This is a genomic window from Parvimonas sp. D2, from assembly GCF_035282635.1.
In the GTDB taxonomy this organism is placed as follows: domain Bacteria; phylum Bacillota; class Clostridia; order Tissierellales; family Peptoniphilaceae; genus Parvimonas.
The window spans coordinates 238,517-264,302 of record NZ_JAYKBO010000002.1 but is presented as its reverse complement, the minus strand read 5'-3'; the positions used below and the strand labels follow the sequence as shown (position 1 = coordinate 264,302).

At 27.4% G+C, this 25,786-nt stretch carries 26 protein-coding genes; 5 read left to right on the top strand and 21 right to left on the bottom strand.

Translation table 11 applies throughout. The annotated features are described in order from the left end of the window. Nucleotides 1–10 precede the first annotated feature (10 nt). Together VJI77_RS03850 and VJI77_RS03845 are read right to left on the bottom strand one after the other, a co-directional pair. Nucleotides 11–1,756, bottom strand: a complete 1,746-nt coding sequence (locus tag VJI77_RS03850) for an ABC transporter ATP-binding protein (protein WP_323988345.1) — start codon at nucleotides 1,754–1,756, stop codon at nucleotides 11–13. Beyond that, complete coding sequence (locus VJI77_RS03845) at nucleotides 1,749–3,539, bottom strand: ABC transporter ATP-binding protein (RefSeq protein WP_323988344.1); 1,791 nt, start codon at nucleotides 3,537–3,539, stop codon at nucleotides 1,749–1,751. The genes VJI77_RS03850 and VJI77_RS03845 overlap by 8 nt, the downstream gene beginning before the upstream one ends. Before the next feature lie 107 nt (nucleotides 3,540–3,646). On the opposite strand from VJI77_RS03845, the gene VJI77_RS03840 reads away from it, so the two are divergent. Then, nucleotides 3,647–4,534 carry a linear amide C-N hydrolase gene (locus tag VJI77_RS03840; RefSeq protein ID WP_323988343.1) on the top strand — a complete coding sequence of 296 codons (888 nt, stop codon included), beginning with the start codon at nucleotides 3,647–3,649 and terminating at the stop codon, nucleotides 4,532–4,534. 83 nt (nucleotides 4,535–4,617) lie between these two features. On the opposite strand, the gene whiA is transcribed toward VJI77_RS03840, so the two are convergent. Next, nucleotides 4,618–5,541 carry a DNA-binding protein WhiA gene (gene whiA / locus VJI77_RS03835; protein WP_323988342.1) on the bottom strand — a complete coding sequence of 308 codons (924 nt, stop codon included), beginning with the start codon at nucleotides 5,539–5,541 and terminating at the stop codon, nucleotides 4,618–4,620. Continuing rightward, nucleotides 5,541–5,954: an NUDIX hydrolase gene (locus VJI77_RS03830; protein ID WP_009354350.1), complete on the bottom strand. Its 414-nt coding sequence runs from the start codon at nucleotides 5,952–5,954 to the stop codon at nucleotides 5,541–5,543. Before VJI77_RS03830 ends, whiA begins: the two co-directional genes overlap by 1 nt. Before the next feature lie 209 nt (nucleotides 5,955–6,163). On the opposite strand from VJI77_RS03830, the gene ychF reads away from it, so the two are divergent. After that, nucleotides 6,164–7,258 (top strand): redox-regulated ATPase YchF, encoded by a 1,095-nt coding sequence (ychF, locus tag VJI77_RS03825; RefSeq protein WP_293439139.1) that lies wholly within the window; start codon nucleotides 6,164–6,166, stop codon nucleotides 7,256–7,258. An 18-nt stretch (nucleotides 7,259–7,276) separates the two neighbouring features. After that, nucleotides 7,277–8,182, top strand: coding sequence for a hypothetical protein (locus VJI77_RS03820; protein WP_323988341.1), 906 nt, complete (start codon nucleotides 7,277–7,279; stop codon nucleotides 8,180–8,182). A gap of 109 nt (nucleotides 8,183–8,291) precedes the next feature. Here the strand turns inward: VJI77_RS03820 and VJI77_RS03815 are convergent, their stop codons facing one another. Genes VJI77_RS03815 through VJI77_RS03800 form a run of 4 tightly spaced genes read right to left on the bottom strand, consistent with a single transcriptional unit; the run spans nucleotide 8,292 to nucleotide 11,844 of the window. Continuing rightward, entirely contained in the window at nucleotides 8,292–9,365 is a 1,074-nt protein-coding gene (locus VJI77_RS03815; RefSeq protein ID WP_323988340.1) for an ABC transporter substrate-binding protein, read from the bottom strand. Then, nucleotides 9,362–10,063: a class I SAM-dependent methyltransferase gene (locus VJI77_RS03810; protein WP_323988339.1), complete on the bottom strand. Its 702-nt coding sequence runs from the start codon at nucleotides 10,061–10,063 to the stop codon at nucleotides 9,362–9,364. The genes VJI77_RS03815 and VJI77_RS03810 overlap by 4 nt, the downstream gene beginning before the upstream one ends. Continuing rightward, on the bottom strand, nucleotides 10,050–10,841 hold the full coding sequence (locus VJI77_RS03805) for an ABC transporter ATP-binding protein (protein ID WP_323988338.1): 792 nt from the start codon (nucleotides 10,839–10,841) through the stop codon (nucleotides 10,050–10,052). The genes VJI77_RS03810 and VJI77_RS03805 overlap by 14 nt, the downstream gene beginning before the upstream one ends. Continuing rightward, entirely contained in the window at nucleotides 10,828–11,844 is a 1,017-nt protein-coding gene (locus tag VJI77_RS03800; RefSeq protein ID WP_323988337.1) for a FecCD family ABC transporter permease, read from the bottom strand. The genes VJI77_RS03805 and VJI77_RS03800 overlap by 14 nt, the downstream gene beginning before the upstream one ends. A gap of 432 nt (nucleotides 11,845–12,276) precedes the next feature. Between VJI77_RS03800 and VJI77_RS03795 the strand changes: the two genes are divergently transcribed. Beyond that, nucleotides 12,277–12,477 carry a hypothetical protein gene (locus tag VJI77_RS03795; RefSeq protein ID WP_004832200.1) on the top strand — a complete coding sequence of 67 codons (201 nt, stop codon included), beginning with the start codon at nucleotides 12,277–12,279 and terminating at the stop codon, nucleotides 12,475–12,477. 153 nt (nucleotides 12,478–12,630) lie between these two features. On the opposite strand, the gene VJI77_RS03790 is transcribed toward VJI77_RS03795, so the two are convergent. The 10 genes from VJI77_RS03790 to rplU form a co-directional block, all read right to left on the bottom strand. Beyond that, a complete protein-coding gene (locus VJI77_RS03790; RefSeq protein ID WP_323988336.1) occupies nucleotides 12,631–13,521 on the bottom strand; it encodes a M15 family metallopeptidase in 891 nt (296 codons plus the stop codon). A gap of 75 nt (nucleotides 13,522–13,596) precedes the next feature. Further along, complete coding sequence (gene rpmF / locus VJI77_RS03785; protein ID WP_004832204.1) at nucleotides 13,597–13,776, bottom strand: 50S ribosomal protein L32; 180 nt, start codon at nucleotides 13,774–13,776, stop codon at nucleotides 13,597–13,599. 91 nt (nucleotides 13,777–13,867) lie between these two features. Next, nucleotides 13,868–15,055 carry an acetate kinase gene (locus tag VJI77_RS03780; RefSeq protein ID WP_323988335.1) on the bottom strand — a complete coding sequence of 396 codons (1,188 nt, stop codon included), beginning with the start codon at nucleotides 15,053–15,055 and terminating at the stop codon, nucleotides 13,868–13,870. Between the two features lie 110 nt (nucleotides 15,056–15,165). Next, nucleotides 15,166–15,717, bottom strand: a complete 552-nt coding sequence (locus tag VJI77_RS03775; protein WP_313961052.1) for a DUF2812 domain-containing protein — start codon at nucleotides 15,715–15,717, stop codon at nucleotides 15,166–15,168. Further along, nucleotides 15,701–16,039, bottom strand: a complete 339-nt coding sequence (locus VJI77_RS03770) for a PadR family transcriptional regulator (protein WP_313961053.1) — start codon at nucleotides 16,037–16,039, stop codon at nucleotides 15,701–15,703. Before VJI77_RS03770 ends, VJI77_RS03775 begins: the two co-directional genes overlap by 17 nt. A gap of 202 nt (nucleotides 16,040–16,241) precedes the next feature. Then, nucleotides 16,242–16,838: a glycerol-3-phosphate 1-O-acyltransferase PlsY gene (gene plsY / locus VJI77_RS03765; RefSeq protein WP_323988334.1), complete on the bottom strand. Its 597-nt coding sequence runs from the start codon at nucleotides 16,836–16,838 to the stop codon at nucleotides 16,242–16,244. Continuing rightward, nucleotides 16,831–18,156, bottom strand: a complete 1,326-nt coding sequence (gene der / locus VJI77_RS03760) for a ribosome biogenesis GTPase Der (RefSeq protein WP_323988333.1) — start codon at nucleotides 18,154–18,156, stop codon at nucleotides 16,831–16,833. The genes plsY and der overlap by 8 nt, the downstream gene beginning before the upstream one ends. 79 nt (nucleotides 18,157–18,235) lie before the next feature. Continuing rightward, nucleotides 18,236–18,514: a 50S ribosomal protein L27 gene (gene rpmA, locus VJI77_RS03755; RefSeq protein WP_009354966.1), complete on the bottom strand. Its 279-nt coding sequence runs from the start codon at nucleotides 18,512–18,514 to the stop codon at nucleotides 18,236–18,238. A 3-nt stretch (nucleotides 18,515–18,517) separates the two neighbouring features. After that, a complete protein-coding gene (locus tag VJI77_RS03750; RefSeq protein ID WP_323988332.1) occupies nucleotides 18,518–18,856 on the bottom strand; it encodes a ribosomal-processing cysteine protease Prp in 339 nt (112 codons plus the stop codon). Next, the gene (rplU, locus tag VJI77_RS03745; RefSeq protein WP_004832219.1) at nucleotides 18,856–19,167 is read right to left on the bottom strand and encodes a 50S ribosomal protein L21; all 312 of its coding nucleotides are present in this window, start codon (nucleotides 19,165–19,167) and stop codon (nucleotides 18,856–18,858) included. The genes VJI77_RS03750 and rplU overlap by 1 nt, the downstream gene beginning before the upstream one ends. 409 nt (nucleotides 19,168–19,576) lie before the next feature. Between rplU and VJI77_RS03740 the strand changes: the two genes are divergently transcribed. Beyond that, on the top strand, nucleotides 19,577–22,498 hold the full coding sequence (locus VJI77_RS03740; RefSeq protein WP_323988331.1) for a transglycosylase domain-containing protein: 2,922 nt from the start codon (nucleotides 19,577–19,579) through the stop codon (nucleotides 22,496–22,498). A 29-nt stretch (nucleotides 22,499–22,527) separates the two neighbouring features. Here the strand turns inward: VJI77_RS03740 and mnmA are convergent, their stop codons facing one another. From mnmA to glmM, 3 genes are read right to left on the bottom strand one after another with little or no spacing between them, the layout of a single operon-like run. Further along, nucleotides 22,528–23,604 carry a tRNA 2-thiouridine(34) synthase MnmA gene (gene mnmA / locus VJI77_RS03735; RefSeq protein WP_323988330.1) on the bottom strand — a complete coding sequence of 359 codons (1,077 nt, stop codon included), beginning with the start codon at nucleotides 23,602–23,604 and terminating at the stop codon, nucleotides 22,528–22,530. A gap of 10 nt (nucleotides 23,605–23,614) precedes the next feature. Beyond that, a complete protein-coding gene (locus VJI77_RS03730) occupies nucleotides 23,615–24,445 on the bottom strand; it encodes a DegV family protein (RefSeq protein ID WP_323988329.1) in 831 nt (276 codons plus the stop codon). Nucleotide 24,446: 1 nt separating this feature from the next. Continuing rightward, nucleotides 24,447–25,781, bottom strand: coding sequence for a phosphoglucosamine mutase (gene glmM / locus VJI77_RS03725; protein ID WP_313961060.1), 1,335 nt, complete (start codon nucleotides 25,779–25,781; stop codon nucleotides 24,447–24,449). Between the last annotated feature and the right edge of the window lie 5 nt (nucleotides 25,782–25,786).

The following is a 25,786-nucleotide window of genomic DNA, read 5'->3' as shown; positions in this document are numbered from 1 at the left end:
TAACATCCTCCTATATTTTCAGTTCTTCAGAAATATACATTTTATAGTAAATTCCTTTTTTGTCTAATAATTCTAAATGTGTTCCTTGTTCAAGAATATTTCCATTTTCAATCAAAACAATTTTATCACAATGCTTAATTGTTGATAATCTATGAGCAACAATAATAGATGTCTTTCCTTCTAAAATATCCTTCATCTTATTTTGAATAATTTTTTCAGTTTCAGTATCTATTGAAGAAGTTGCCTCATCGAGTATTAACAATTTAGGATTTTTTATCAAAGCTCTTGCAAAAGATATTAATTGCTTTTGACCGTTTGATATATTATACCCATTTTCTCCAATGACCGTATCTATCCCGTCAGGTAATTTAAAAACAAAATCATCTATTCCCAACAAACTACAAACTTCTAAAATCTCATCATCAGAAGCATCCTCGTTTCCAAACTTAATATTATCTTTAATAGAAATAGAGAAAAGCTGAGGTTGTTGTAATACATAACCTAAATTATTGTACAAACTAGTTTTATCAATATTTTTGTAATTTATTCCATCAAGATAAATATCTCCAGAAGTTGGATTATAAAATTTACAAATCAAATTAACTATTGTTGATTTTCCACTTCCAGTACTACCGATAAAAGCAACACTTTCTCCTTTTTTAATTTCAAAATTAAAATCTTTTAAAATTAATTTATCATCATCAAAATAATGGAAACTTACATTTTCAAATTTTATATTTCCTTCAAAGTTTAAATCACTTTTTTGATTTTCAATAATTTCATCTTCTTCATATAAAATTTGAAAAACTCTTTCCGCAGATGCCTGTGCAGATTTTAAATCAGTAAAAATCTGTGCAAGCATTTTAAATGGTTCAAATATTTGAAAACTATAAGTTAAAAAACTCAAAAAAGCTCCATAGGTCATAACATTTTTCATAACTGAAATTGATGAAAAATTAAAAGCAAAACCGACACCAATACTTGCAACAAACATAACAGCAGGCACAAAAATTGCTGAAATAAGTATAGATCTTAAATTGTATTTCCTATACTTTTCGTTAAATACCTTAAATTCTTTTTTCTTTTTGTCTTCAATTCCAAGTGCTTTAATTGTCTTTATATAACTTAATGACTCCGTATAGCTTCTTATAATTTTAGAGTTATAATCCCTTACCTTTCTTTGAAATCTCAAAATATTTTTTTGAAAAATTAAAGTTACAATATAGATTGCTGGTAATATCAAAAATAACATCAAAGTCAATGTATAACTTAGATATAGCATTATTATTATTGATATTAGCAAGACAATTATACTATGACAGGCATCTATAACTCCCCAACTAAAAACTTCGCTTAGTTTTTGAACATCTGAAGTTAATCTGGAAATCAATTCGCCTGTTTCATATTTCTTTATATTAGTTACTGAAAATTTCTCAATTTTCTCAAAAACTGATTTTCTTATTTCCTTTGATACTTGATATTCAAGCTTACCTCCAAAAACATAGAAGCTATAAATTGCAAGAGTTGAAATTATTACAAGTGAAAAAAATCCAATCCCCGCAAAAATAAAACCCTTTAAATTCTGTTTTGTGATAAAATCGTCAGTTAATAATTTTATAGATAAAGGTACAACTGCTTGTAAAATTCCAGAAATCAAAACTACAAACATAAGCATATAAAGTTTTTTGTATTCTATTTTATAAAATTTTATTAAATCTCTAAAAACATTTATATTTACAACTTTCTTTTTATTCATTATTTACATCATATTCCTTACTTTGAATTTCATTAATTTTACTATACATCCCATTTTTCTTAATCAACTCACTATGTTTTCCGCTTTCAACTATTCTTCCACCATCCATAACAATTATATTGTCACAATTAATTATCGTTGAAATTCTATGAGAAATTAAAATAGAAGTAAATTTTCTATCCATAGACTTTAGTGCATTATTTATTTTTAAATCAGTATTCATATCAACTGCACTTAAGCTATCATCCAAAATCAAAACTTCAAAAGGTTTTAATAAACTTCTAGCAATAGAAATTCTTTGCTTTTGACCTCCTGAAAGATTTATACCGTTATCTACTACGACGGTATCATACTTAGAAGAAAAATTCAAAATTTCATTATGTATAGAAGAAATCTTTGTCGCATCATAAACACTTTTTTCTTCGATATCATTATTTACAATCTTTACATTATCCAAAATAGACATATTAAAGAGTTCACTATCTTGCATAATTGCAGAAATTTTTTCTCTAATATATTTTTTATTTATCTCTTTTATATTAATACCATCAATTAAAATTTCTCCACTTGTAGCCTCAAAAAATCCAAGTAATAAATATACTATCATACTTTTCCCACTACCAGTAGATCCGATAATGCCTAAACTTTCTCCTGAATTTAGAACAAAACTAATATTATCCAAAACAGTATTATCATTTATTTTTAGGCTAACATTTTTAAATTCAATCTTTTTAGAAAATGAAACATCTCTTATTCCATAATCATAATCCTCTTCTGGTAAATCTAAAACTTCATAAATTCTTGAAATTGAAACACTTGCCCTCGCCATATCACTAAGTAATTGTCCCATTTGTCTAATAGGCCAAATAATCATATTAATATAGATAACAAAAGCAATTAAATCTCCAAAATTCATTCTTCCAGCAATAGTTTCATATCCTCCAACTACTAAAATAATTGCAAGTTGTAGGAAAGTTAAAAAGTCATTTACAGCTCTAAATCTTGCAAAAGTCTTCATAAAATTATTTTGAGTTATATTAAATTCTTCATTTTTTTCTCTGAATAGATTTAAAATATAATCTTCTCTATTAAAAGCCTTTATAACTCTTATATTAAATAGAGCTTCTTTGATAAATACCATAAGCTCGCTTTCTGCTTCATCTGTCTTTTTAAAAATTTCACCAATTTTTTTATAAAAAACTGATGATAAAATGGCAATTACAATACAAAGAGTTATACTTATTGTAGCGAGCTTTAAATTTATTAAAGACATAACAACTATAACCAAAGCTATTGTGGCAATGGAGCCAAAGGCATTCACAAGTTGTGCTGAAAAGAGTTTTCTTACAGTCTCAATATCCGAAGAACTTCTTTGAATTAAATCTCCTGTAGAATAATCATTCAAGCATCTCATATCTAAATTTAAAAATTTATGATACATTTTTTCTTTTAAATTATATATTAAATTTTCACAGGCTACATTAGAATAATAATTTCTTAAAAAAATAAAAATACAACTAATACCTGTTAAAATAACAATTACAAAAGCTAATATGTAAATATTTTCTCTAAGATAATCTCTACCACCTATAAGATTAACAGCTTTTTCTAAAATATTGTATTTATACTCTTTATTTCCAATTATTGAATCTACTGTAATCATAATTACAATAGGTGTAAGTCCGGAAAAAATTTGTATAAAAATTGTAGAAATCATAGAAAGAAAATAAGTTAGTCTATTGTTTTTTAAAATCTTCCAAAAAAGTCTAATTTCTTTCAACATACCACCTCATAAAATACTTACATATATTTTAATCTAAATTAGGAAAAAAGGCAAATTTATTTGGATTTGTAAAGTTTTTTTGTTATAATACTTTAAGAGGTGATTTTATGTGTACAACTTTTTCTATTTTTAGAAATGGAGAAACACTACTTGGAAGAACTATGGATTTAAGATCTTATCATAGATATGAATTTAAGTATTTTCCAAAAGATTTTAACTACGAAGAAGATGTCTTTGGAAATAAATTATATACAAAATACAAAATAATGGGAGCAACTTTTAAAGATTATGACCATTTAATTGATGGAATAAATGAAAAAGGACTTTTAGGTTGTACCAACTCCTTTAGAAATGCTATTCATTTTAAAAAAGAGCCTGTAGAGTCAAAAATTAATTTAACATCCACAAAGATTTTAAATGTATTTTTGACAAATTGTGAAACTCTTGAAGATATAAAAAATCTTGCTCCAAAAATTTATATAATTGAAAAATCTCTTGTTGATGAAAACAACTATTCAAGACATTATCATTATATGTTTACAGACAAAAACAATAAAAGTTTGATTGTTGAAATTGAAGACGGAAATTTAAAAGTTTATGAAAATAAATATAATATAATGACAAACAGTCCTAGCTTTACAAAACATATAAGAAATTTAGAAAAATATTTAGAAAAAAGAGAATTAAAGGGAAATATTTTTACTCCTACAAAAAGATTCATAAGAGCATACATAGAATTAGAAAATTTAAAAACTAATAATTTTTTAGAAAATAACGAAAATATTTTATTTAATTCTTTAAAAAAATTCGCAATTAGTAAAGAAGATTTGAAAAATCTTTCAGAAGATTCACAAAATATAACCCTTTACTATTCTATAAGCAATTCAAAAACTTTAAAATACTATTTCAAATATACAAATTTAGAAAATATTAATTCTTTTTCATTTGAAGATTTCAAATACGAAAATAGCAAAACTACAGTTCAATTTATTTAATAAGAACCCCATCCTTCCACGATGCTTCGCATCGGTTGGGTTCCCGAGAACCTTGTTGTTTCACAATAAAAAAGCGAACAAAATTAAATTTTATTCGCCATATCCATTATTTTTTTAAATCTATGATTTACTCCCGATTTGCTTATTTTTAAGATTTCAGCTAACTCTTTTAATGAAAGAGTTGGATTTTTTAATCTTAACTCACAAAGTTCAAGTAAATTTTTATCTAAATTCTTTTTACCATATATTTTATAAACTTTATTTATTGCATCTATTTGTGCAAATGCAGTATTTAAAGTTTTATCAAAATTTGCCGTTTCACAATTTGTAAGTCTATTCGTATTATTCTTTATTTCCTTTATCATCTTTGTTTCTTCAAACTTGAACAAACTATTTACAGTTCCAATTAATGAAAGAAAGTCAGAAATCATTGTACTATCTTTTACATATACAATGTATTGATCCTTTTTTTCTATACTTTTTGCCTTTATTCCAAATAGCTTCAAATATTTTATTACAAGTTTTGCCAATTCATTTGAATTCAAAGTAAATTCAAGATGATAACTCTTGTCAGGATTTGCAATTGATCCAGCACCTAAAAAAATTCCACATAAAAAATTTTTAATAAAATTTTTACTTTTAGCTGAATCTTCATATAAATCATCTTTTAGAAAAAGACTATCCAAGTCAGAGAAAAAAGTATCTTGTAAAAATCTTTTTGAAATTTCTTCATCTTCTATTACAATTTTATACACATTGTTTTTTCTTAAATTGGAAATCTTTGAAACCATTATTTTCCCATCATAAGAATATAGAAATTTAAAGAGTTTAAAAATTCTTCTTATAATTGAATTATTTGTAGTTTCAAAACGAATTATAAAAGCAAAGTTACTGAAAACTATAGTTCCATTAGTTCTTATAAAAGCAGAAAGCTCAGAAATAGCAGAATCTTTTTCTACTATTTCTCTTCTTGAAAGTTCATTTTTTAAATCAGTTGAAAAAGCCATTATTTTCTTTTTCTCTTTTCATAAAAATAATTGGCACTCTTTAACATATTTCTTTCAGCATCATGCTTTACTAATTTCATAGCTTTATCATATGGTAAAAATATTGCTTCTACAAAACCTTCCTCTCTTTGTGGAATTAAATTCAAATCCTCAGGTTCCATATAAAAATAATGAACTGTTTTTTTCACTTTTTCTCCGTCATTATGTTGATAATCATATTTTACGAATCCTAAATACTTGATAATTCTAGCTCGTATTCCTGATTCTTCTTGAACTTCTCTAATAGCGGCAATCTCTCTAGTTTCATTATTTTCAAGCCTACCCTTTGGCAAAACCCATTCATTGCTAAATTTCTTCAACAGCAGAAATTCACCATTATGAATAACAACTCCACCGGCACTAACTTCTAGCATAAACCCTCCTATTGTCGTATCTCATATCTTCTTAATATTATAACACGAAATGAAATCACATTCAAATTACAAGTTTCAAGTAAAGATTGTTACTTCTTAAAATTTTGCTTTGAACAATAAAATTACGATTGATTATCTTAGAAGAATTATGATATAATATGTCTTGTGTATTTTAAGATAAAAAAGATTTTTTATAAAGGAGATAATAAATGAAATTAGGAATAGTTGGACTACCAAATGTTGGTAAAAGTACATTATTTAATGCAATTACTAAAGCAGGAGCTGAATCAGCAAATTACCCTTTCTGTACTATAGATCCTAATGTAGGTCTAGTTAATGTACCTGATGAAAGATTAAATAAATTGACAGAACTTTACAATTCAAAAAAGACAATCCCTGCAGTTATTGAATTTTACGATATTGCCGGTCTCGTAAAAGGAGCTAGTAAAGGCGAAGGTCTAGGAAATAAATTCTTATCTCATATTAGAGAAGTTGATGCTATTGTTGAAGTTATAAGATGTTTTGAAGACGAAAATATTGTTCATGTAGATGGAGAAGTTAATCCTCTAAGAGATGTTGAAACAATAAATTTAGAACTTATACTATCAGACCTTGAACTCGTTGAAAAGAGATTAGAAAAAGCCAGAAAGTCACTAAAGGGAAATAAAAGTTTTAAAGAGGAAGTTGACCTTTTAGAAAAAATATTACCTGTTTTAGAAGAAGGAAAATCCATTAGATCTTTAAGTTTTGATGATAGCGAAAAAGCAATTTTAAAAAACTTCTCTCTTTTAAGTGTTAAGCCTATTATTTATGTAGCAAATGTAAATGAAGATGATATGCTTGATGAAGGAAAAAATAATGAGTATGTAAAAGTACTTGATGATTTTGCCAAGAAAGAAAATTCTGGAATCGTAGTAATCAGCGCACAAATTGAAAAAGAAATTTCAGAACTTGAAGAAGATGAACAAATTGAATTTTTAAACGATTTAGGTATTTCTGAAAGCGGTGTTTCAAAGTTAATAAAAGAGAGCTATAATCTTTTAGGACTTATGAGCTTTTTAACTGCAGGACCGGAAGAAACAAGAGCTTGGACAATTAAAATTGGAACAAATGCTGTAAATGCAGCTGGAAAAATACATTCAGATATTCAAAGGGGCTTTATCAGAGCTGAAATTGTAAATTATGATGATTTAATTTCCCTTGGAAGTATGGTTGCAGCTAGAGAAAAAGGACTTGTAAGACTTGAAGGAAAAGAATATATTATGCAAGATGGAGATGTAGTTTACTTCAGATTCAATGTATAATAAATAAGGGGATTAAAAATGAGAAAAAAATTATTATTAATGTTGTTAGTATTGACAACTATTGTAGGCTGCGGAAAGAATGAAGAAAATACGAAAGAAAAAGAAAATGCCCAGTCAACAATTACTGAAGAACAAAAAAGCGAAATTACTAAAAAAGTTAAAGAAAGAGAAACTAATAAGATAAAAGCAGAAGTTCATAAAGAAATTTTATCTAAATTTATAGAATTTTTATCTGAAAATTCAGAGAATGAATTTAAAATAGATTATAATATAAATGCCGATGCAATAACACTTCTTGCTGTTGGAGAAATGAAACAATCATTAATTGAATCATTAAATAGTGATAATCTTGACGAAGAATTAAAAGCGCTTGGAGATAATCTTAAAAAAAGCGAAATAGATGACTTATTTCCAAATGTTAAATTATACTTTTTAAATCCAGAAAAACCTGATACTGTAGCTTTAATTTATAAAAATGGAGAAGTTACAAAAGTAGAAGAAGAATTAAATATTAATGAACAAAAGATTGAAGGAGAAGATAAAATTTCTTCTGAAGTTTTAACTGCTGACGAAATAAAAAAAATTAAATCTCAAACAAAAAAAGAAACTTTATCTAAATTTATAGAAATTTTTCAAAAAGAAATAAAACAAGCTGGAGATGTCGAATATAACGAAGAACAAGATGCTATAAATGTTAAACTAAAAGGTCAAGCAAAAGAAGGGCTTATCCAAATGTTAAAATTCAAAGATACTCAAAAAGCTCAAGAAACATGGAAAAAATCCTGTGAATACTTTGTATATTCATCAAATCTTATAAATAAAGTTTTATCAGATATGGTAATAAATATTTTATATCCTGATGATAGTAAAATATTATTATCTTTGAAGAATGGTCAAATTATAGAAGATAATTTTTCAAAATAGTATTGTTACTTTACTATTCTACAATACTTACTATTTTGTGAATCAATAATAAAATTATTATGTAATAGAAAAGACTGTGTTAGAACACAGTCTTTTCTTATAATATTTGTTATTTTCCTAAAATACTTTTTACTTCTTCATCTTTTAATTCATAATTATAAAATAATTTATAGAATTCTTTTACTTCTTTTTCCATATCATATTTATATATATCAGGATAAACTAAATTACCAAGCCATTTCATTCCGATTACTCTGTTTGCTGCAGGCGGTCTTCCGAAAAAGTTATAAGGTCCACTAGGTGCATAAAAAACTTTATTTTCCTTTACAGCTTTTAGATTTTTAAAAGTTGAATCACCTTTTATTTGATCAGCCAATTCTTTTGACTCAAAAATTAAGAAATCAGGATTTACTTCTGATAATTTTTCAAAAGGAATTTCATTTCCTGAACCACCTTGAACTTTTTCAACAGTAATTGCATTTTCTGCTCCTATGAATTCTATGATATCAGCATGAATAGAACCTTTTGCATTCGCAAATAATCCTGTTTTTCCTCCACCATAGTAAACTTTCTTAACATCTTTTATCTTCGCTTTATTTTCTTCAATTTCCTTATATGTTTTCTTTATATAATCTGAAAGCTCTTTTCCTCTTTCTTTATTACCTAGAACTTCAGCAAGTCTTTCAAAAGCTTCAGGTAATTTATCAAGAGTTAATTCTATAAAAACCACAGGAATTTTTAATTGTTCTTGAAGCTTATTTAAGTCTTCTTCAATTCCTTTTTTCTTTTCACCCATATCAATTATTACATCAGGTTTAGCATTAATAACTGCTTCCATATTTAGATTTGCCTTTTTGCCATAAAAAGCACCAAATTCTGGCAATTTTTTTAAATCATCTGAAATGTATTTTTCTGTACTTTGAGAAAATTTTGATGCAATTCCAGCCAGCTTTTTAGGCTCATAAATATGCAACATTACTTGTGCGGGATTCCCTGATGGTGCAACTTTTGTTATATTTTGTTTTAAAGTAACTTCTCTGCCTAAGTCATCTTTAAAAACTCTTGTTTCTTCTTTTGTTTCTGTTTGTTGTTTTTCTTCCTTCTTTTCAGTACTATTAGAGCAAGCAGTAAACAGAAATCCAAAAGCTAAACAAAGCGCCAAAATTCTTTTAAGCTTTTTCATATTTCCTCCTTTTCCACTACCACAATTGCTGTGTTTTTAGGTTTACAATAATATTTTGTAAAAACTTCTCCATTGTAACTATAATCTATATCTTTTACATTAGATATCATATTAATTCCTTCTTCGCCATACCATTTTTTTAAATACTTCATAACTTCTTCATTATCTTTTAAAGGTTGTCCAAATTCAAAAGTTTGTCTGTAAATTTTATATGGAACTTTTCTTTCTTCAAGAAATTTACAAATATCTTGAATTGTATTTTTTTTCGGATTATGTACTATCTCTTTTTCGACATCATTTCGAATTATAATCATTCTTTTAGAAAATAAATTATAAAAATTATAAAAATAATCTTCAATATTTCCAAAATGAGAGAATAAAATATTGTCCCTCTTCCCGATTTTTTCTATAAGTTCCCCATTATAGCAGTCAGAGCAAATTGTTTTAAAATTTTTAATTTTATTTTTAGTTATGCTTTGTTCCAAAAGTTTTAAAACATGCTCATCATAATCAACGCCGACTATATCGCTGAAATAATTAGATAATTTCATTGGTAAAATTCCTAATCCACAACCAAGATCAACGAGACTTTCTCCTTTTGGAATGATTTTCTTTATTTCTGAAGTCATATTGTCGTGGTATTTTGTGTATTCAGAAGCAACTAAATACCATTTTATTCTATCTTCATTCCAAAACATAATCTTGTCTAACCTCCTTATAATCAGGAATACAGAATTTCCCATTTTCAGTTTCAATTAAATTTATAGGAACATTATATAGTTTTTCTAAAATTTCTTTATTTAAAATTGAAATATCTCCAAAATGACTTTCCTTATTTTTTTTAACAATCAAAATTTTATCTGCATAAGTTAATGCATGATTTGGATTATGAGTAGTAATTAAAAATCCTATATTTTTTTCCTTTAATGAATTACAAATCTCCATTATCTTAAGTTGATTGCCATAATCTAAGTTTGCAACCGGCTCATCCATAAAAATGTAGTTATTAGCTTGTAACAATGCTCTAGCAATTAACACAAGCTGTCTTTCCCCACCACTAATTTGTCTATAATTTTTATCTTTTAGATAAGAAATTCCTAAAGTTTTTAAAATTTCAACAGATTTTTCATAATCTTCCCTAGTTGTTTTATATAAAAATCCATCTTTTTTAGAATAATTTCCCATTAAGATAACATCAATAACTTTATAGTCAAAAGCTGGAAAATGAATTTGTGGAATATATGAAATAAATCTTGAAAGTTTTTTACTATCTAATTCTTTTAAATCAAAATCATCAATAATTACATTTCCATTTTTTATAGGAATAAGTTTTAAAAGTGCTTTTAATAAAGTTGATTTTCCAGCTCCATTTTCTCCTAAAATGCAGATTATTTCTCCTTTATTTAATGAAAAACTAATATTTTTTAATATTTCATTCTTCCCATAAAAAACATTTAAATTTTTAACCTCTATCATAATCTCTACCTTTTTTATAAATCAAATACAAGAATATTGGAGCACCGATAAAAGAAGTAACTATTCCAATTGGAATTTCAGAAGTAGTAATATTTCTGCATAAAATATCGACAACAAGTAAAAAACTAGCTCCTAAAAGTCCAGATGCGGGAATTACAAATCTATAATCATCCCCAAAAATAAGTCTTGAAAAATGTGGTATTACAAGTCCAATCCAACCTATTATACCTGTAACCGCAACACTTGAAGCAGTCATAAGTGTTGCAAAAAATATTATAATAAATCTTATTTTTTCAGTATTAAGTCCAAGTGTTTTCGCCTCTTCTTCACCCATTGTAAAAATATTTATTTCTACTTTATAAAGATTAGATACAATAAGTCCTGTTACAATTGGGAAAAAGATAAATTTAAAGTCTATCATTTTTACAGAAGCCAAAGAACCCATAAGCCAATATGTTATACTTGGCAGTTGGTTCTCTGTATCTGCAACAAGTTTTACAAAGGAAATTAAAGAAGAAAATAAACTTCCTATCATCATTCCAGTCAAAATAAGACCTAAAATTCTATCACTTCTAAAAATTTTACTTAAAGTGTAAGTTACAAAAACTGAAAGAATACCTAAACTAAAAGATAATAGTGTTATTTCAAAAAAATTAAAATACATAAGTATTCCAAATGCACTACCAAATGCAGCAGCTTGAGTTGTTCCTAAAATGTCAGGACTAACCATGGGATTTTTTAAAAGTCCTTGATATAATGCTCCACTAGTAGAAATTCCCGCTCCTACTAAAATTGCACATAAAACACGAGGAATCCTTATATTCCATATCACCGTGCTTGCAGGTGAATTATCAACTATTCCATAAAAAAATCTATCTGTTATCACTTTTATTACATCCAAAAATTTAATTGGATATCGACCAATACTAAAAGAAAAAATAAAAGCTAAAACTAAAAAAATTACTAAAAATAAGAACTTAATCCTTATTTTTTTATCAATCATAACTATGTTCTCCAAAAAATATAACGTTATATAAATTATAAATTATTAATATGAAAAAGTCAACGAATTTCAGTCTTTGTTTATGGCTAACTATGTAGTAAAGTCAAAATTTTAAACAAAAAAACAGTAAAACAATTTGATGATTTACTGTTTTTTTACAACCTTTAATGAATTGATTTTTATTGCGAAGCAACAAGGTTCTCGGGTACCCTCCCGATGCAAAGCATCGTGGAAGGGTGAGGTTCTTATTGTGAAGCAACAAGGTTCTTGGACACTCTCTCTATACAAAACATCGTGTAAAGTTGTGGTTCCTATCGATATAAGATATCATAACTATTAACAAACTTTTTCACATAAAAGCTTGACAGTTATAAAAGTTTCAAATATACTTATTGTAAGGAGTACATCGCATAAAAAATAGGAGGTGCTATTATGATATCAAGAGAATTACATTTTAGGATATTACTTATTATTCTTATAGTACAAAATATATATATTTATAAGAAGTATGTTATACCGACTATGAAAAATAATGGAACTTATGAAAAATATAAATGGTATTCCAGAATCGGCTCAATAGTTATGGCTTTAATTATTGGTTATGCAATATATTTTTTATTTTTTGCTCGATAAAATCAAATTAACATAAGAACCCTACCCTTTCACGACACTTCGCATCGGGTGAGTGTCCGGGAACCTTGTTGTTTCACAATAAAAAAATAGACAATATATGAAATTGTCTATTTTTTATTCTAATATTTAATTAATAATTTTCTTAATTTAATTTTAATCAAGTCTAAAAAATTCTTCTAATGTGATATTATTTTTTAATATTTTATTTGCGTTTTCTACACCAACATAACGAAAATGCCATGGTGCAAACTTAAAATTTGTTATATCTTCCTTATTTTCAGGATAGCGAAGAATAAATCCATATTTATGAGCGTTTTTTATAAGCCAGTGAAATTCTTCAGTTTCTTTAAATGCTTCTGTTAAATTTTTTTCTTCATCTTTGCCAATTATATCTAAACTTTGTCCTATTTGTGATTCATTATGCCCTGGTGCAGCATACATTGCATAAATAACGGCTCCATCAGATTTTGGTGCATTTTTATGAATTTCTTTTTGCTCTTCATAACTTACATAATCTTTAGATAAATTAAGAGTTATTTTTTCTCTATTTGCATCTACTTTCATTAATTCAAATTGCTTTTCAACAAATTTATCCATTTGTGGATTAAAATCACTTGGCAATCCATATTCAGTATTTACTAAAAGTATTCCCTTTATAACTTTAAAATTTTTATCTTTGGATACATCTTCAATATTTTTACTCTTAACAAAATAAAAATTATCATTATATTTTATTTTACTTACTCCATCTTTATAGCCATAAACTTCAAGATACTTTTCCTTATCAATTTTACCTTTTTGAATAGAAAGATTTGCATTTTCATAAATAGGAGTTTTTTCCAAAGTTTTTGCATAATTCGTTAAAATATCTGAAAAATCTGTAACTTCAGGCAAAGATAAATTTTCAAAATTATAAGGTAAATCTTTTTCTATTTCCGACTTTTTATTTTTATTTTTAGTATATAATGAAAATACTACATAGGAAATAATTAATACAAAAATTGCTACTATAAAAATAAGTCTTCTACTTTTTGTCTTTTTCAAAATTACCCTCTATCTTATTATATCTTAATACATAATTAAAGGGATTTAGAAATCTAAATCCCTTTAAACTACTTTTTATTCAACATCTAATACTTTTCTTCCTTTATACATTCCTGTGTCAGGATTAACTCTGTGAGGTACAACCAATTCATTAGTTTCAGGATCTCTAACTAGAGCCACTTTAGGTAGTCTATATGAAGATGCTCTTCTTTTATCTCTTCTTGCTTTTGAAGTTTTTCTCTTAGGTACTGCCATTATAACACCTCCTCTGAATTCTTATAACATATACCTCCGTTTTAAACGGATAACAAAAATATTATACTACAAAAATATTAATTTGTCAACATTATTTTACTAAATTCATAGTATCTCTTGCAATCATTAATTCTTCATTTGTAGGAACTACTAAGACTTTTACTCTTGAGTTATCAGCTGAAATAACAGCTTCTTCTCTTGTATCATTTTTAGCATCATCAATAATAATTCCATATTCTTCCATGTTTTCTAATATTAATTTACGCATTGAAGCTGAATTTTCTCCAATACCACCAGCAAATGAAATTGCATCTACATGACCTAATTCAGCCATAAAACCACCAACATATCTTCTTACTCTTGTGATAAACATATCTAAAGCAAGTTGTGCTCTTTCATTTCCTTTTTCAGCTGCTTCTTCTAAGTCCCTAAAGTCTGAGCTTAATCCTGAAACTCCAAGAACTCCAGATTTTTTATTTAAAATTTGATTCATTTCATCAGCTGAATATCCTTTTTCATTCATTAAGAATGTCATAACTGTAGGATCTAAATCTCCACTTCTTGTTCCCATTACAAGTCCTTCTAACGGAGTTAATCCCATTGTTGTATCATAACATTCTCCGTTTTTAATTGCGGCGATTGATGATCCATTTCCTAAGTGAACAGTAATAATATTTAAGTTTTTCTTATCTGTATTTAACAATTCAGCAGTTCTTAAAGTTACATATCTATGGCTTGTTCCATGGAAACCAAATTTTCTAAGTCTATAATCTTCATAGTATTCATAAGGAATCGCATACATAAATGTTCTTGCTGGCATTGTTTGATGGAATGCTGTATCGAATACTGCAACATTTTGTTTTCCAGGAACTAGGCTTTCACAAGCTTCAATACCCATTAAATTTGCTGGGTTATGTAGTGGTCCAAATTTAATAAATTCTTTAACTTTTGCTTTTACATTTTCATCAATTATACATGATGCTGTTAATTTATCTCCACCATGAAGTACTCTATGTCCAATTGCATTAACTTCGTCCAAGCTCTTAACAACTCCAAATTTTTCATGAACTAAAGCATCAAATACATGTTTGATAGCTGCTGTATGATCTTTCATTGCTTCTTCAACAACTAATTTTTCACTTCCAACTTTGTGAGTTAATTTTGAACCTTCAATTCCAATTCTCTCAACTAATCCCTTACATAATACACTTTCATCAGTCATATCAAATAATTGATATTTTAAAGATGAACTTCCACAGTTAATAACTAAAATTTTCATTAATTTCCTCCTAATTTTTAAAAAAGCATATTTTACATACATAGATATTTTACTATTTTGAGCTGAATAAGTCAATACAATTTTTTATTATAATCTAAAATCACCAGCTATTATTCTTCGAAAATATCAACTTTTTCTTTTTTAATGGTATTTTTTCTTTGCTTAAGAATTCCCATGATAAAAAATACAGTACCACAAATAACAAAAATTGTTCCGAAAATTGCAGTTATCCAAAATGGCGCATTCTTTTCTTTAATATATTTTAACATTGAAATTAGTAACATAATTCCAATAGCAAACTGTGAAACTCCAATAGAAATAAACATTGAATATCTTTTTCTAACTTGTTTATTAATATCTTTACTATCTGAATATAACTCTAATTCTCCATAAGCTTTATTTTTTCGCATATATACTCTTCCTGCATATTCTGCAACTATAGTAATTCCACTTTGTTCTATAAAATTAAGATATTCTTTTTTCTTTTCTCCAGAATAGTTTGGAATATCAATCTTATATTGATACTTAGCAGGTGAAACATCTTCAAATTCATAATTTCCATTGCTATATCCTATAAGCATAAGTCCATTTTCTCCCTGTTCATTTAACCATTCTTCTTCTTTACTAATGTCCAAAAAAGTTTTTTTAACTGTTGTTTTCATTGTTTTTCTCCTTTACTGTTCTCGCATTTTTCAATAATTCTTCTAAACGAATAAGTTCTAACTCAAAATATTTTTTTCCTGTATCTGTTATAATATATTCTATTTTTCTATCTTGAGGTTCATTATCCAACTGTCTAATCCAGTTCTTTTTTTGTAGTGTGTCTAATGCCCCATAAAGTGTTCCTGCTCCAAGATTTACTCTATTATCAGTCATCTCTGCAATATCTTTCATTAAAGCATATCCATGAGCTGGGTTATGAAGACGAAGTAAAATATAAAAAACAGATTCTGTTAAAGCTCCACTATTAGTTTGTCTTCCCATTATTTCTCCTTTCTATTACGTTTTATGATATATCGTAATTAAAGTATATCATAAAACGTAATAGTTGTCAACACTTTAATAAAAAAATTTTTTATTTGTAAAATATAGTAAAATCAGCAATAATAGGATATTTTATTAAGAGATTCTTATTGTTTCACAATAAAAAAAGCAGAAATTTTTTTAATCTCTGCCTTCTATAATATTATTTTTTAAAATTTATTTTATTTTCATTACCATTAATAAGTCTTACAATATTACTTTTATGTCTATATATACTTAAACTTGCTAGAAATAATAATGTTAATAGTACATAAATATTTCTATATTTAAAAAATATATATGATATTGGTAATACTAAAGTTGTTGTAATCATTGATGCTAATGAAATATATTTAGTAAGTATAACTATTGTTACAAATATCAATATTGCTACAATTGCAATTTTATAGTCTAAAAATATAATAAATCCAAAAGAGGATGCAATACCCTTTCCACCTTTAAAATTCAAAAACACAGGCCAATTATGCCCTATAACCACAAAAATTCCAGCTAATAGAACACCATTTAATCCTAATAGCTTCATTCCTATAAAACAAGCTAAAATTGATTTTAAAAGGTCAACAATAAATGTTAGAGCTCCTGCCTTAATACCAAAAACTCTTAATGCATTTGTCGTTCCTGCATTTTTACTTCCATAATCTCTAATATCTTTATTAAATAATAATTTTCCAAAAATCATTCCACCAGATATATTACCTAAAAAATAAGCAATAATTATACAAAATATTAATTTAAACATTATCTTCTCCTCTTGCTCTAAGTTCAAAAACTATTGGAGAAGAAGTAAATGAAAAATTCTTTCTAATTTGATTTTCCAAATATCTCAAATAAGAAAAATGCATCAACTCCACTTTATTTACAAATATTACAAATTTTGGCGGTCTGACTGAAACTTGACTTGCATAAAATATTTTAAGTCTTTGTCCCTTATCAGTAGGTGGTGAATTATGAACAACTGCATCATTTATAATATCATTTAAAATTCCTGTTGAAATTCTTGTACTATAATTTTCATCTGCAATTTTAATTGCCTCAAACAATTTATCTATTCTTTGACCTGTTTTAACCGAAATAAAAACAAGTTGCGCATAAGGAACGAAACTTAATTTAGTTCTTATATCATCTTCAAAGGCTTTATAAGTTTTATTATCTTTAACTATTAAATCCCATTTATTAACTGCGATGATTAAAGATTTATTCTGTTCTTTAGCAAAACCAATAACCTTTGTATCCTGTTCTGTAACACCTTCTGTAGCATCAATCAAAAGAATTGCAATATCTGATCTTTCAACTGCATTTAAAGTTCTTACTACACTATATCTTTCCAAGTTTTCAGTTATATTCTTTTTTCTTCTTAGCCCAGCAGTATCAGTGAAAATGTAAGTTTTTCCATCAATTTCAACTCTAGAATCTATAGAATCTCTTGTAGTTCCGGCAATATCAGAAACAATCATTCTTTCTTCCCCAAGAATTCTATTCATTAAAGAGCTCTTACCTACATTAGGTTTCCCAATTAATGCAATTTTTGTTACTTCATCTTCTTCCCCTGTATATTTATTTTCAGGAAATTCTTTTATAATTTCATCAAGCAAATCTCCAAGTCCGAAACCTTGAGTCGCAGATATAATACTCAAATTTTCAAAACCAAGTTCGTAAAACTCGTAAACTTCTGCAGGCATTTTATGAGTATCAACTTTATTTACAGCTAGAACAACTGGCTTTTTAGTTCTTCTTAAATAGTTTGAAATTTCTCTATCTTCATCCATTAAGCCACTTTTCCCATCCACTACAAATAAAATTACATCAGCATTTTCCATTGCAACATCTGCTTGAGCTTTAATCTTTTGTAAAATAATATCATCACTATTAGGCTCAAGTCCTCCTGTATCGCAAAGAATAAAATGTTTATTTTGCCATTCGGCATCTTGATATAATCTATCTCTTGTAACACCTGGAGTATCTTCAGTAATAGCAATTCTTTTATTTATAAGTTTATTAAAAAGTGTTGATTTCCCAACATTTGGTCGTCCAACTACACAAACTAAAGGTCTTTCCATAAATTCACCTCCACTTTCTTAATATATTTTAACATATTTTGTTATTTAAAAAAATAAGCTCCTCTAAAGGAGCTCATTATTATACTGGATAAATAGAAACTTGTTTTTTATCTCTACCTTTTCTCTCAAATCTTACAACACCAGAAACTTTAGCAAAAAGTGTATCATCTCCACCCTTACCAACATTTACTCCTGGGTGTATTTTTGTTCCACGTTGTCTAACTAAAATATTTCCTGCAAGAACGAATTGTCCATCCCCTCTTTTAGTGCCTAATCTTTTAGCTCTACTATCACGACCGTTCTTAGTACTACCTAAACCTTTTTTACTAGAAAAAAGTTGTAAATTCATTTTTAACATACTCTACACCTCCTTATAATAAATCTCAATATATTTATTATATTTTTCTTTCAATGATATAATGCCAACTTCAAAAGTTTTTATTATTGTCTGAACATCTCTAACCTTAGCTTCATCTAAATTTTCAATATCTATCATCATCTTTAAATATCCATCTCCTACATCTATATCCATACACTTAGGGTTTATGGCACAAATCTTTTCAATAGAATTTGGTGTATTTATTGATAAAACGGATAATGACGCACAGAGAATATCATTCTCTTTACTAAAATCAGCATGTCCATCCATTTCAAATCCATAATATAAATCTTTTTTCTTAAAAATATAAATATCAGTCATTAAAATGCAATACTTTCAATCTTAACTTTTGTAAATGGTTGACGATGTCCTTTTTTCTTTCTATAATTTTTCTTAGCTTTGAACTTGAAAATTATAACTTTCTTTCCTCTTCCATGTCTTTCAACAGTTCCTTCAACCTTAGCTCCTTCAACCAATGGAGAACCAACTTTAATATCTCCATCTTTAGAAACTAAAAGAACTTTATCAAAAGATACTTTAGAACCTTCTTCAACATTTAATTTTTCAACAAAAATGCTTTGTCCTTCTTCAACTTGGTATTGTTTACCACCAGTTTCAATTATTGCGTACATAGTGCACCTCCTCATTCTTAAGTCTCGCCGAAATTAGGTGCTATGCTTTAAAAACCTAATCCGTGCGGTAACACAACAAGTAGTATATCATAAAAATAACAAAAAATCAAGATTTTTCAAAAAATTTTATATTATTTTAATTTTATGGTATAATTATTGTAGTCTTGTGCACTATGACAAGACTACAATAATTTCATCAAAATTACAATAATTCAATTATCAAAAAGGAATTTTGATATAATTATTAAAGTCTAGCCATAAGGCGCTAGACTGTATTTATTGCATCAAAACTACAATAATTCAATTATCATAAGGTAATTTTGTAATATGGTGATTTATTTTACTTTTAAAAATAAGATAAAAGTAATTATATAAAAATCAAAATGATTGTTCTTTGAGGAGGTTTTTTATGTCAGAGAAAAAAATAAGAAGTATACAATCAAATCCTAAAAATAAGAAGCAAAGTTCTGGAAAATCAATTTTCAAAATTTTAACTATAACTATATTGACTATTCTTATGCTTGGAGCAGGAATTACAGGAATTTTTGCAACAACATTCGTAGATATTATGAAGGATGCTCCAGTTGTTGATACGTCTAATATAAATGAACTAATGATTCAATCTTCTAAAATTTTAGATAGAGATGAAAATGTAGTTGAAAAAATAGAAAACTTAGAAAATAGAACAATTGTAAAACTAAGCGATGTTCCTGAACATTTGGTAAATGCTTTTATTTCTATTGAAGACGAAAGATTTTATACACATAAAGGTGTTGACCCTATTGGTATTGCAAAGAGTCTTTTCGATACTGCTAAAGGTAGACTTAGAGGTGGTTCAACAATTGCTCAGCAATTAGCTAGAAACTTATACCTTTCCAATGAAAAGAAAATAGAAAGAAAATTAAAAGAAGCATATCTTGCAATTAAAATTACAGATAGTTTAAAAAGAGAAGGTGTTCTTGAAGCCTATTTAAATAGAGTTTTCTTAGGACAGCATTCCTATGGTGTGCAATCAGCAAGTCAAGGGTATTTTTCAAAAGATGTAAAAGATTTGACTATTGCAGAATCTGCACTTCTTGCAGCTATTGTTCAAAGTCCATCAAACTATTCTCTATATAAGACTATTAAGCCAGAAAATGTAAATGATGAATCTTCTGTTATAAAAGATTTAAACATCAATGGTCAAGTTTATAAAGCAGTATATAATCCTAAAGTACTAGATAGACAAAAATATGTTTTGAAAAAAATGTATCAACTTAAGAAAATAACTAAAGAAGAATATGAAGAAGCTCTTAAAGAAGATGTATTTGCTGCTATCAAGCCTAATAAGGGATTTGAGAGAGAGGTTTCAACTTACTTTACAGAATACGTTAAATACCAAGTTGCTGAAAAGCTAATGAAAAAGTATAATTATACAAAAGAAGAAGCCTGGAATAAAATATACAATGGTGGTTTGACTATTCATTCTACAATGGATCAAACTATTCAGAAAAATTTAGAAAATCTTTATAGTGATTTTGCAAATGTTATGAAGGCCCCAAAAAGTGGTGGACCTGCATTTGCCTCATTTAAAAGAGATAGATCGAATAATATAACTGATTCTAACGGAAAGATAATATTATATAAAAAATCTAATATTATCGATGGAAATAATAATATTATAATTCCAAAAGGAGAATTTACCATAAACGAAGATAAATCTTTGGAAATTAAGAGTAATAGAATTTCCATGTACCAAAATGTTTTAGCGGTATCAAGTTTCTATACTATTAATAACCAAAACAATCTTGTAACCCATGGAATAGGAAGTTTTCAAGTTCCTGAGGAAAATTTAACTATTGAAAATGAAAAAACTTTTAAAATTTCTGCAAGTTTCTTTGAAACTTATAAAGATTTTTATAATGTAAATGATAATGGAGATTTAACTTTAAACTCAAAATACTTCCAAATAGATGAAGATGGAACAGTTCAACCACAATCCTCTTCTGTAGTAATAGACCATACTAAAGGCGAATTAATTGCAATAATTGGAGGTAGAGAAACAAAAGGTAATCCTCTAAATAGAGCTTATAGAGTTCCGAGACAGCCAGGTTCTACTATGAAACCTATCGGAGTATATACACCTGCACTTGATAATGGATATACTGCTGCTACTGGAATTGAAGATGCTCCACACTATAATGATAAGCACGAATTGTGGCCAAAAAACTGGTATAATGGTTATAGAGGTCTTCAAACGCTTAGAGAAAGTATTGTTCAGTCTATAAACGTAAATGCAGTTAAAACGCTAGAGAAAATTGGAATTGAAAAATCAAAAGAATATTTGAAAAGATTTGGTTTAATAAATGAAGAAAATGAATTAGATGATACTTATGTTTCAAGGTCAGAAAATATTGAATATAATGACGAAAACTTATCAAGTATGGCTTTAGGTGGTATGACAAGAGGTATGACTAACTTAAAAATGACTGCTGCTTATGCCTCAATAGCAAATGATGGAAAATACCTTGAACCTATTTCATTTACAAAAGTAGTCGACTCTACAGGTAAAGTGATTTTAGAACCAGATCAAAAGCAAAGAGAAGTTACGTCAAATGCTAATGCTTTTATTATGAGAGATATACTTAAAGGGGTACCTGATGCTATGGCACCTGGTGCTAAACATCCAACAATAGAAGTTGCTGGTAAAACAGGTACTACAAGTGACCTTAGAGACTCTTGGTTCGTTGGTTTTTCACCTTATTATACTATTGGAACATGGATTGGATTTGATAATCAAAATATAGAACTAAATAATAATAATTCTATGGCAGCAACTCTTTGGGGAAAAGTTAATAAGATAGTCTTAGAAGGTAAAAAGGCAAAGAAATTTGACCCACCTCCTGAAAATGTAATTAAGAAATACATTTCAGTCAGATCAGGATTGTTAGCTACAGAAGGATCAGGAAAAGCTGTTTATGAATATTTTGTAAAAGGTACTGAACCTACAAAATTTGAACAATCATATTTTGTTTATTATAAGATTGATAAAAGAAATGGAAAATTAGCTACTGAATCTACTCCAAAGCAATATGTTGAAGAGAGAAAATATTATATTAAAGCTAGTGCTTATAAACCAGGTAAAACTGATTATTCTAGAGATGACTTTATTAATCCACCTCCATCAGATGTATCTGATATAGTAGATGATCCAAATACAAATAACAATAACAATAATAATAACAGTAATAATAACAGTAATAATAACAGTAATAATAACAACAATAATAACGATAGTAATAGTAATACCAACGATACTAATACTAACACAAATGAAAATAACAATCCATAAAAAAAAAGAGTTGCAATCGCAACTCTTTTTTAGTATACTTCATCGATTATTCCGCCACCTATTACAATATCATCCAAATAAAACACAGCTGATTGTCCTTTGTTCGGAGCTCTTACTTGTTTTTCAAATTCTACAAATAACTCATTATTTTTATAGAATAATAATCCTTTAGTTTCATTTTGACCATGTCTTACTTTTACACTAACTTCCAAGGGCTTTTCTAAAGTATCAAAGGGTATAAAATTTTCTTCCCTTATTTTTATTTTATCTTTATAAAGTGCATCTTCATCCGATAATGTTACCGTATTATCTATTGCATTTATCTTAGATACAAATACTCTTTTACCCAATGCAATTCCAAGACCTTTTCTTTGACCAACAGTATAATAGACTATGCCATTATGCTTTCCTAATTTATTTCCCTTTTCATCAATAAAGTATCCTTCTTTAATCAATTCAGGATTTCTTTGTCTAATAAAAAGACCATGATCTCTATTTTGAACAAAACAAATTTCTTCACTATCTTTTTTTGAATAAGTCAAAATATTTTCATCTTTAGCAATTTGTCTTACTTCTTCCTTTTCTAAATCTGCAAGTGGAAATAAAGTCTTTGATAAAACTTCTTGACTTGTATTGTATAAAAAATAAGTTTGATCTTTTTTAGAGTCTTTAGCTCTTTTTAATAAGTATCTATTATAATTTTTATCAAATTCAACTTTTGCATAATGTCCAGTAGAAATAAAATCAGCCTTTAGAGGCTTTATTTTTTCTACAAAGCTATTAAATTTAATGTATTTATTACAAGCAACACAAGGATTTGGAGTGTAACCAAGAGAGTACTCTCTTACAAAATTTTCAATTACTTTTCTATCAAATTCTTCCCTAAAGCTCATTGTATAATGCTTTACTCCCATAGCTTCAGCAACAATTTTTGCATCCATAACAGAGGATAAAGAACAACAGCCTTTTTCTTCATCATAAAGATGTCCTTTAGGTACTAAATTCATAGTAACTCCAATTACTTCATAACCTTCTTCCAATAACAAATGGCAGGCAACACAACTGTCGACCCCGCCACTCATTCCTAAAATAACTCTCTTATTCAAAATTACCTCACTAATAACTGATAATTATTCCACCCTCATTTTCGTAAGTAGAAGATAATCCTCTTGCAGAAACAATCAAAATATCCTTAAAATTGTATCTTTCAACTATTTTATTCTTTATTTCTTTTGCTCTTTCCAAACAATTACAATGAGTTATTACCAATATTTTTTCTTCAATATTTGAACTATTTTCAGCTATTGCATCAATTAATTCACTATATGCTTTTTTTAAGCCTCTAACTTTCTTATAAATATCTATTTCACCATTAACACCTTGCATAACAGGCTTTATAGAAAAAGCAGAAGCAATCATAGCTTTTAATTTAGAAATTCTTCCATTTTTTATTAAATTATCAAGACTTTCCAAAACAAAAAATATATTCATTTCTGAAATGTATTTTGTTACATTATCAACAATTTCTTGGAACGTCATTTTTTTATCTATACATTCTTGAATTTTCAAGGCAACTAAAGTTTCTCCAGAGGCAGCAGACTTAGTATCAAAAACATGAATTAATCTTTCTCCCTTTTCAAGTACCATTGTCCTTGCTAAACATGCATTAGAATATGTTGCACTTAATTTTCCAGATAAAGTTACACAAAAAACTTCTTTTGCCTCTTCAAATTTATCCATAAAAAGTTTAGGAGATGGAGCAGCTGTTTTTATAGAACTTGCATTTCTCATAGCTTCTATATATTTATCTACATCTAAATTTTCATCATCTAAATAATCAACATCATCCAGTTGTAATGTCAAAGGAACTAATTCGATATCTAGTTTGCTTTTCATCTCCTCTGTTAAATCACAACAACTGTCAGCAACTATCAATCTATCTTTCATACTATCCTAACCTCTCTTCAATAAATTTGGCAAGTTTTTTAGCTTCAACTTCCAATTCTTCTTGATTTTCTCCTTCAATCATAACTCTAACTAAAGGTTCAGTTCCAGAAGGTCTTATTAAAACTCTTCCATTACCTGAAAATTTTTCTTCAATTTGTTTTATCTCAGCAACTATTTCCTTATCTTGTGCATAAGCATTTCTATTTTCAAGCTTAACTTTTGCATTTACTAAAACTTGTGGATATGAAACCATAAGCTCATTAAAATAAGACAATTTATTTATACTACTTGCAACTAGTTCACAAATCTTTAAAGCTGTAAAAGTCCCATCTCCCGTTGTACTATCATTTAGGAAAATCATATGTCCAGATTGCTCAGCTCCAAGAATGTAATCATGTTCAAGCATTTGTTCAAGAACGAACCTATCTCCAACTTTTGCTGCAACAAAATTTACATCTATTGAGTCTAAATATTTTTTTAGTCCAATATTACTCATAACTGTTCCAACAACAGCATTATTTGTAAGTTCATCTTTTTCTTTATATGACTTAGCCATAGCTGCTAAAATATGATCTCCATCCATAATATTTCCTTTTTCATCAACAGCTAAACATCTATCTGCATCTCCATCAAAAGAAAATCCCATATCAACATCATTTTCCAAAACGGCTTTTCTTATTACTTCCATATTTGTACTACCACAATTTAAGTTAATATTCTTTCCATCAGGAGCAGTATTTAAAGAAATAACTTCCATTCCTAACTCTTCAAATAATTTTCTTGCAATTTTATAACTTGCCCCATTTCCAAAGTCTACTGCTATTTTTAAATTTGAAAAATCTGCATCTACTCTTGATTTTAAATAATCCGCATAAATAGAAACCGCCTCTTTTTCTTCAGTGAAAATTCCTTCTTGAACTTCTCCAAAGTCAAAATTTTCATCATCTAAAATATTTTCAACTTTAAATTCTATTTCATCAGAAAGTTTGAAGCCATCTTCATTAAAAATCTTAATTCCATTATATTTAAAAGGATTATGTGAAGCAGAAATAACAGCTCCTCCAACTGCTTTAAAATATTTAATTAAATAAGCAACTGTTGGTGTTGGCGCTATTCCAATAGTAACTACATTAAAGCCCATTTCTAATAAGCCTTTAGCTAAACTACTCTCAAGATTTTTTCCACTTTCTCTAGTATCTCTACCTATTATAAATAACTTTTCTTCTTTATCTTTTAAAATATATCCAACAGATTTTCCGAGTTTATATGCAAGTTCGTCAGTTAAATTTTCTCCATATACTCCTCTTACACCATCTGTTCCAAAATAATTACCCATTTTTT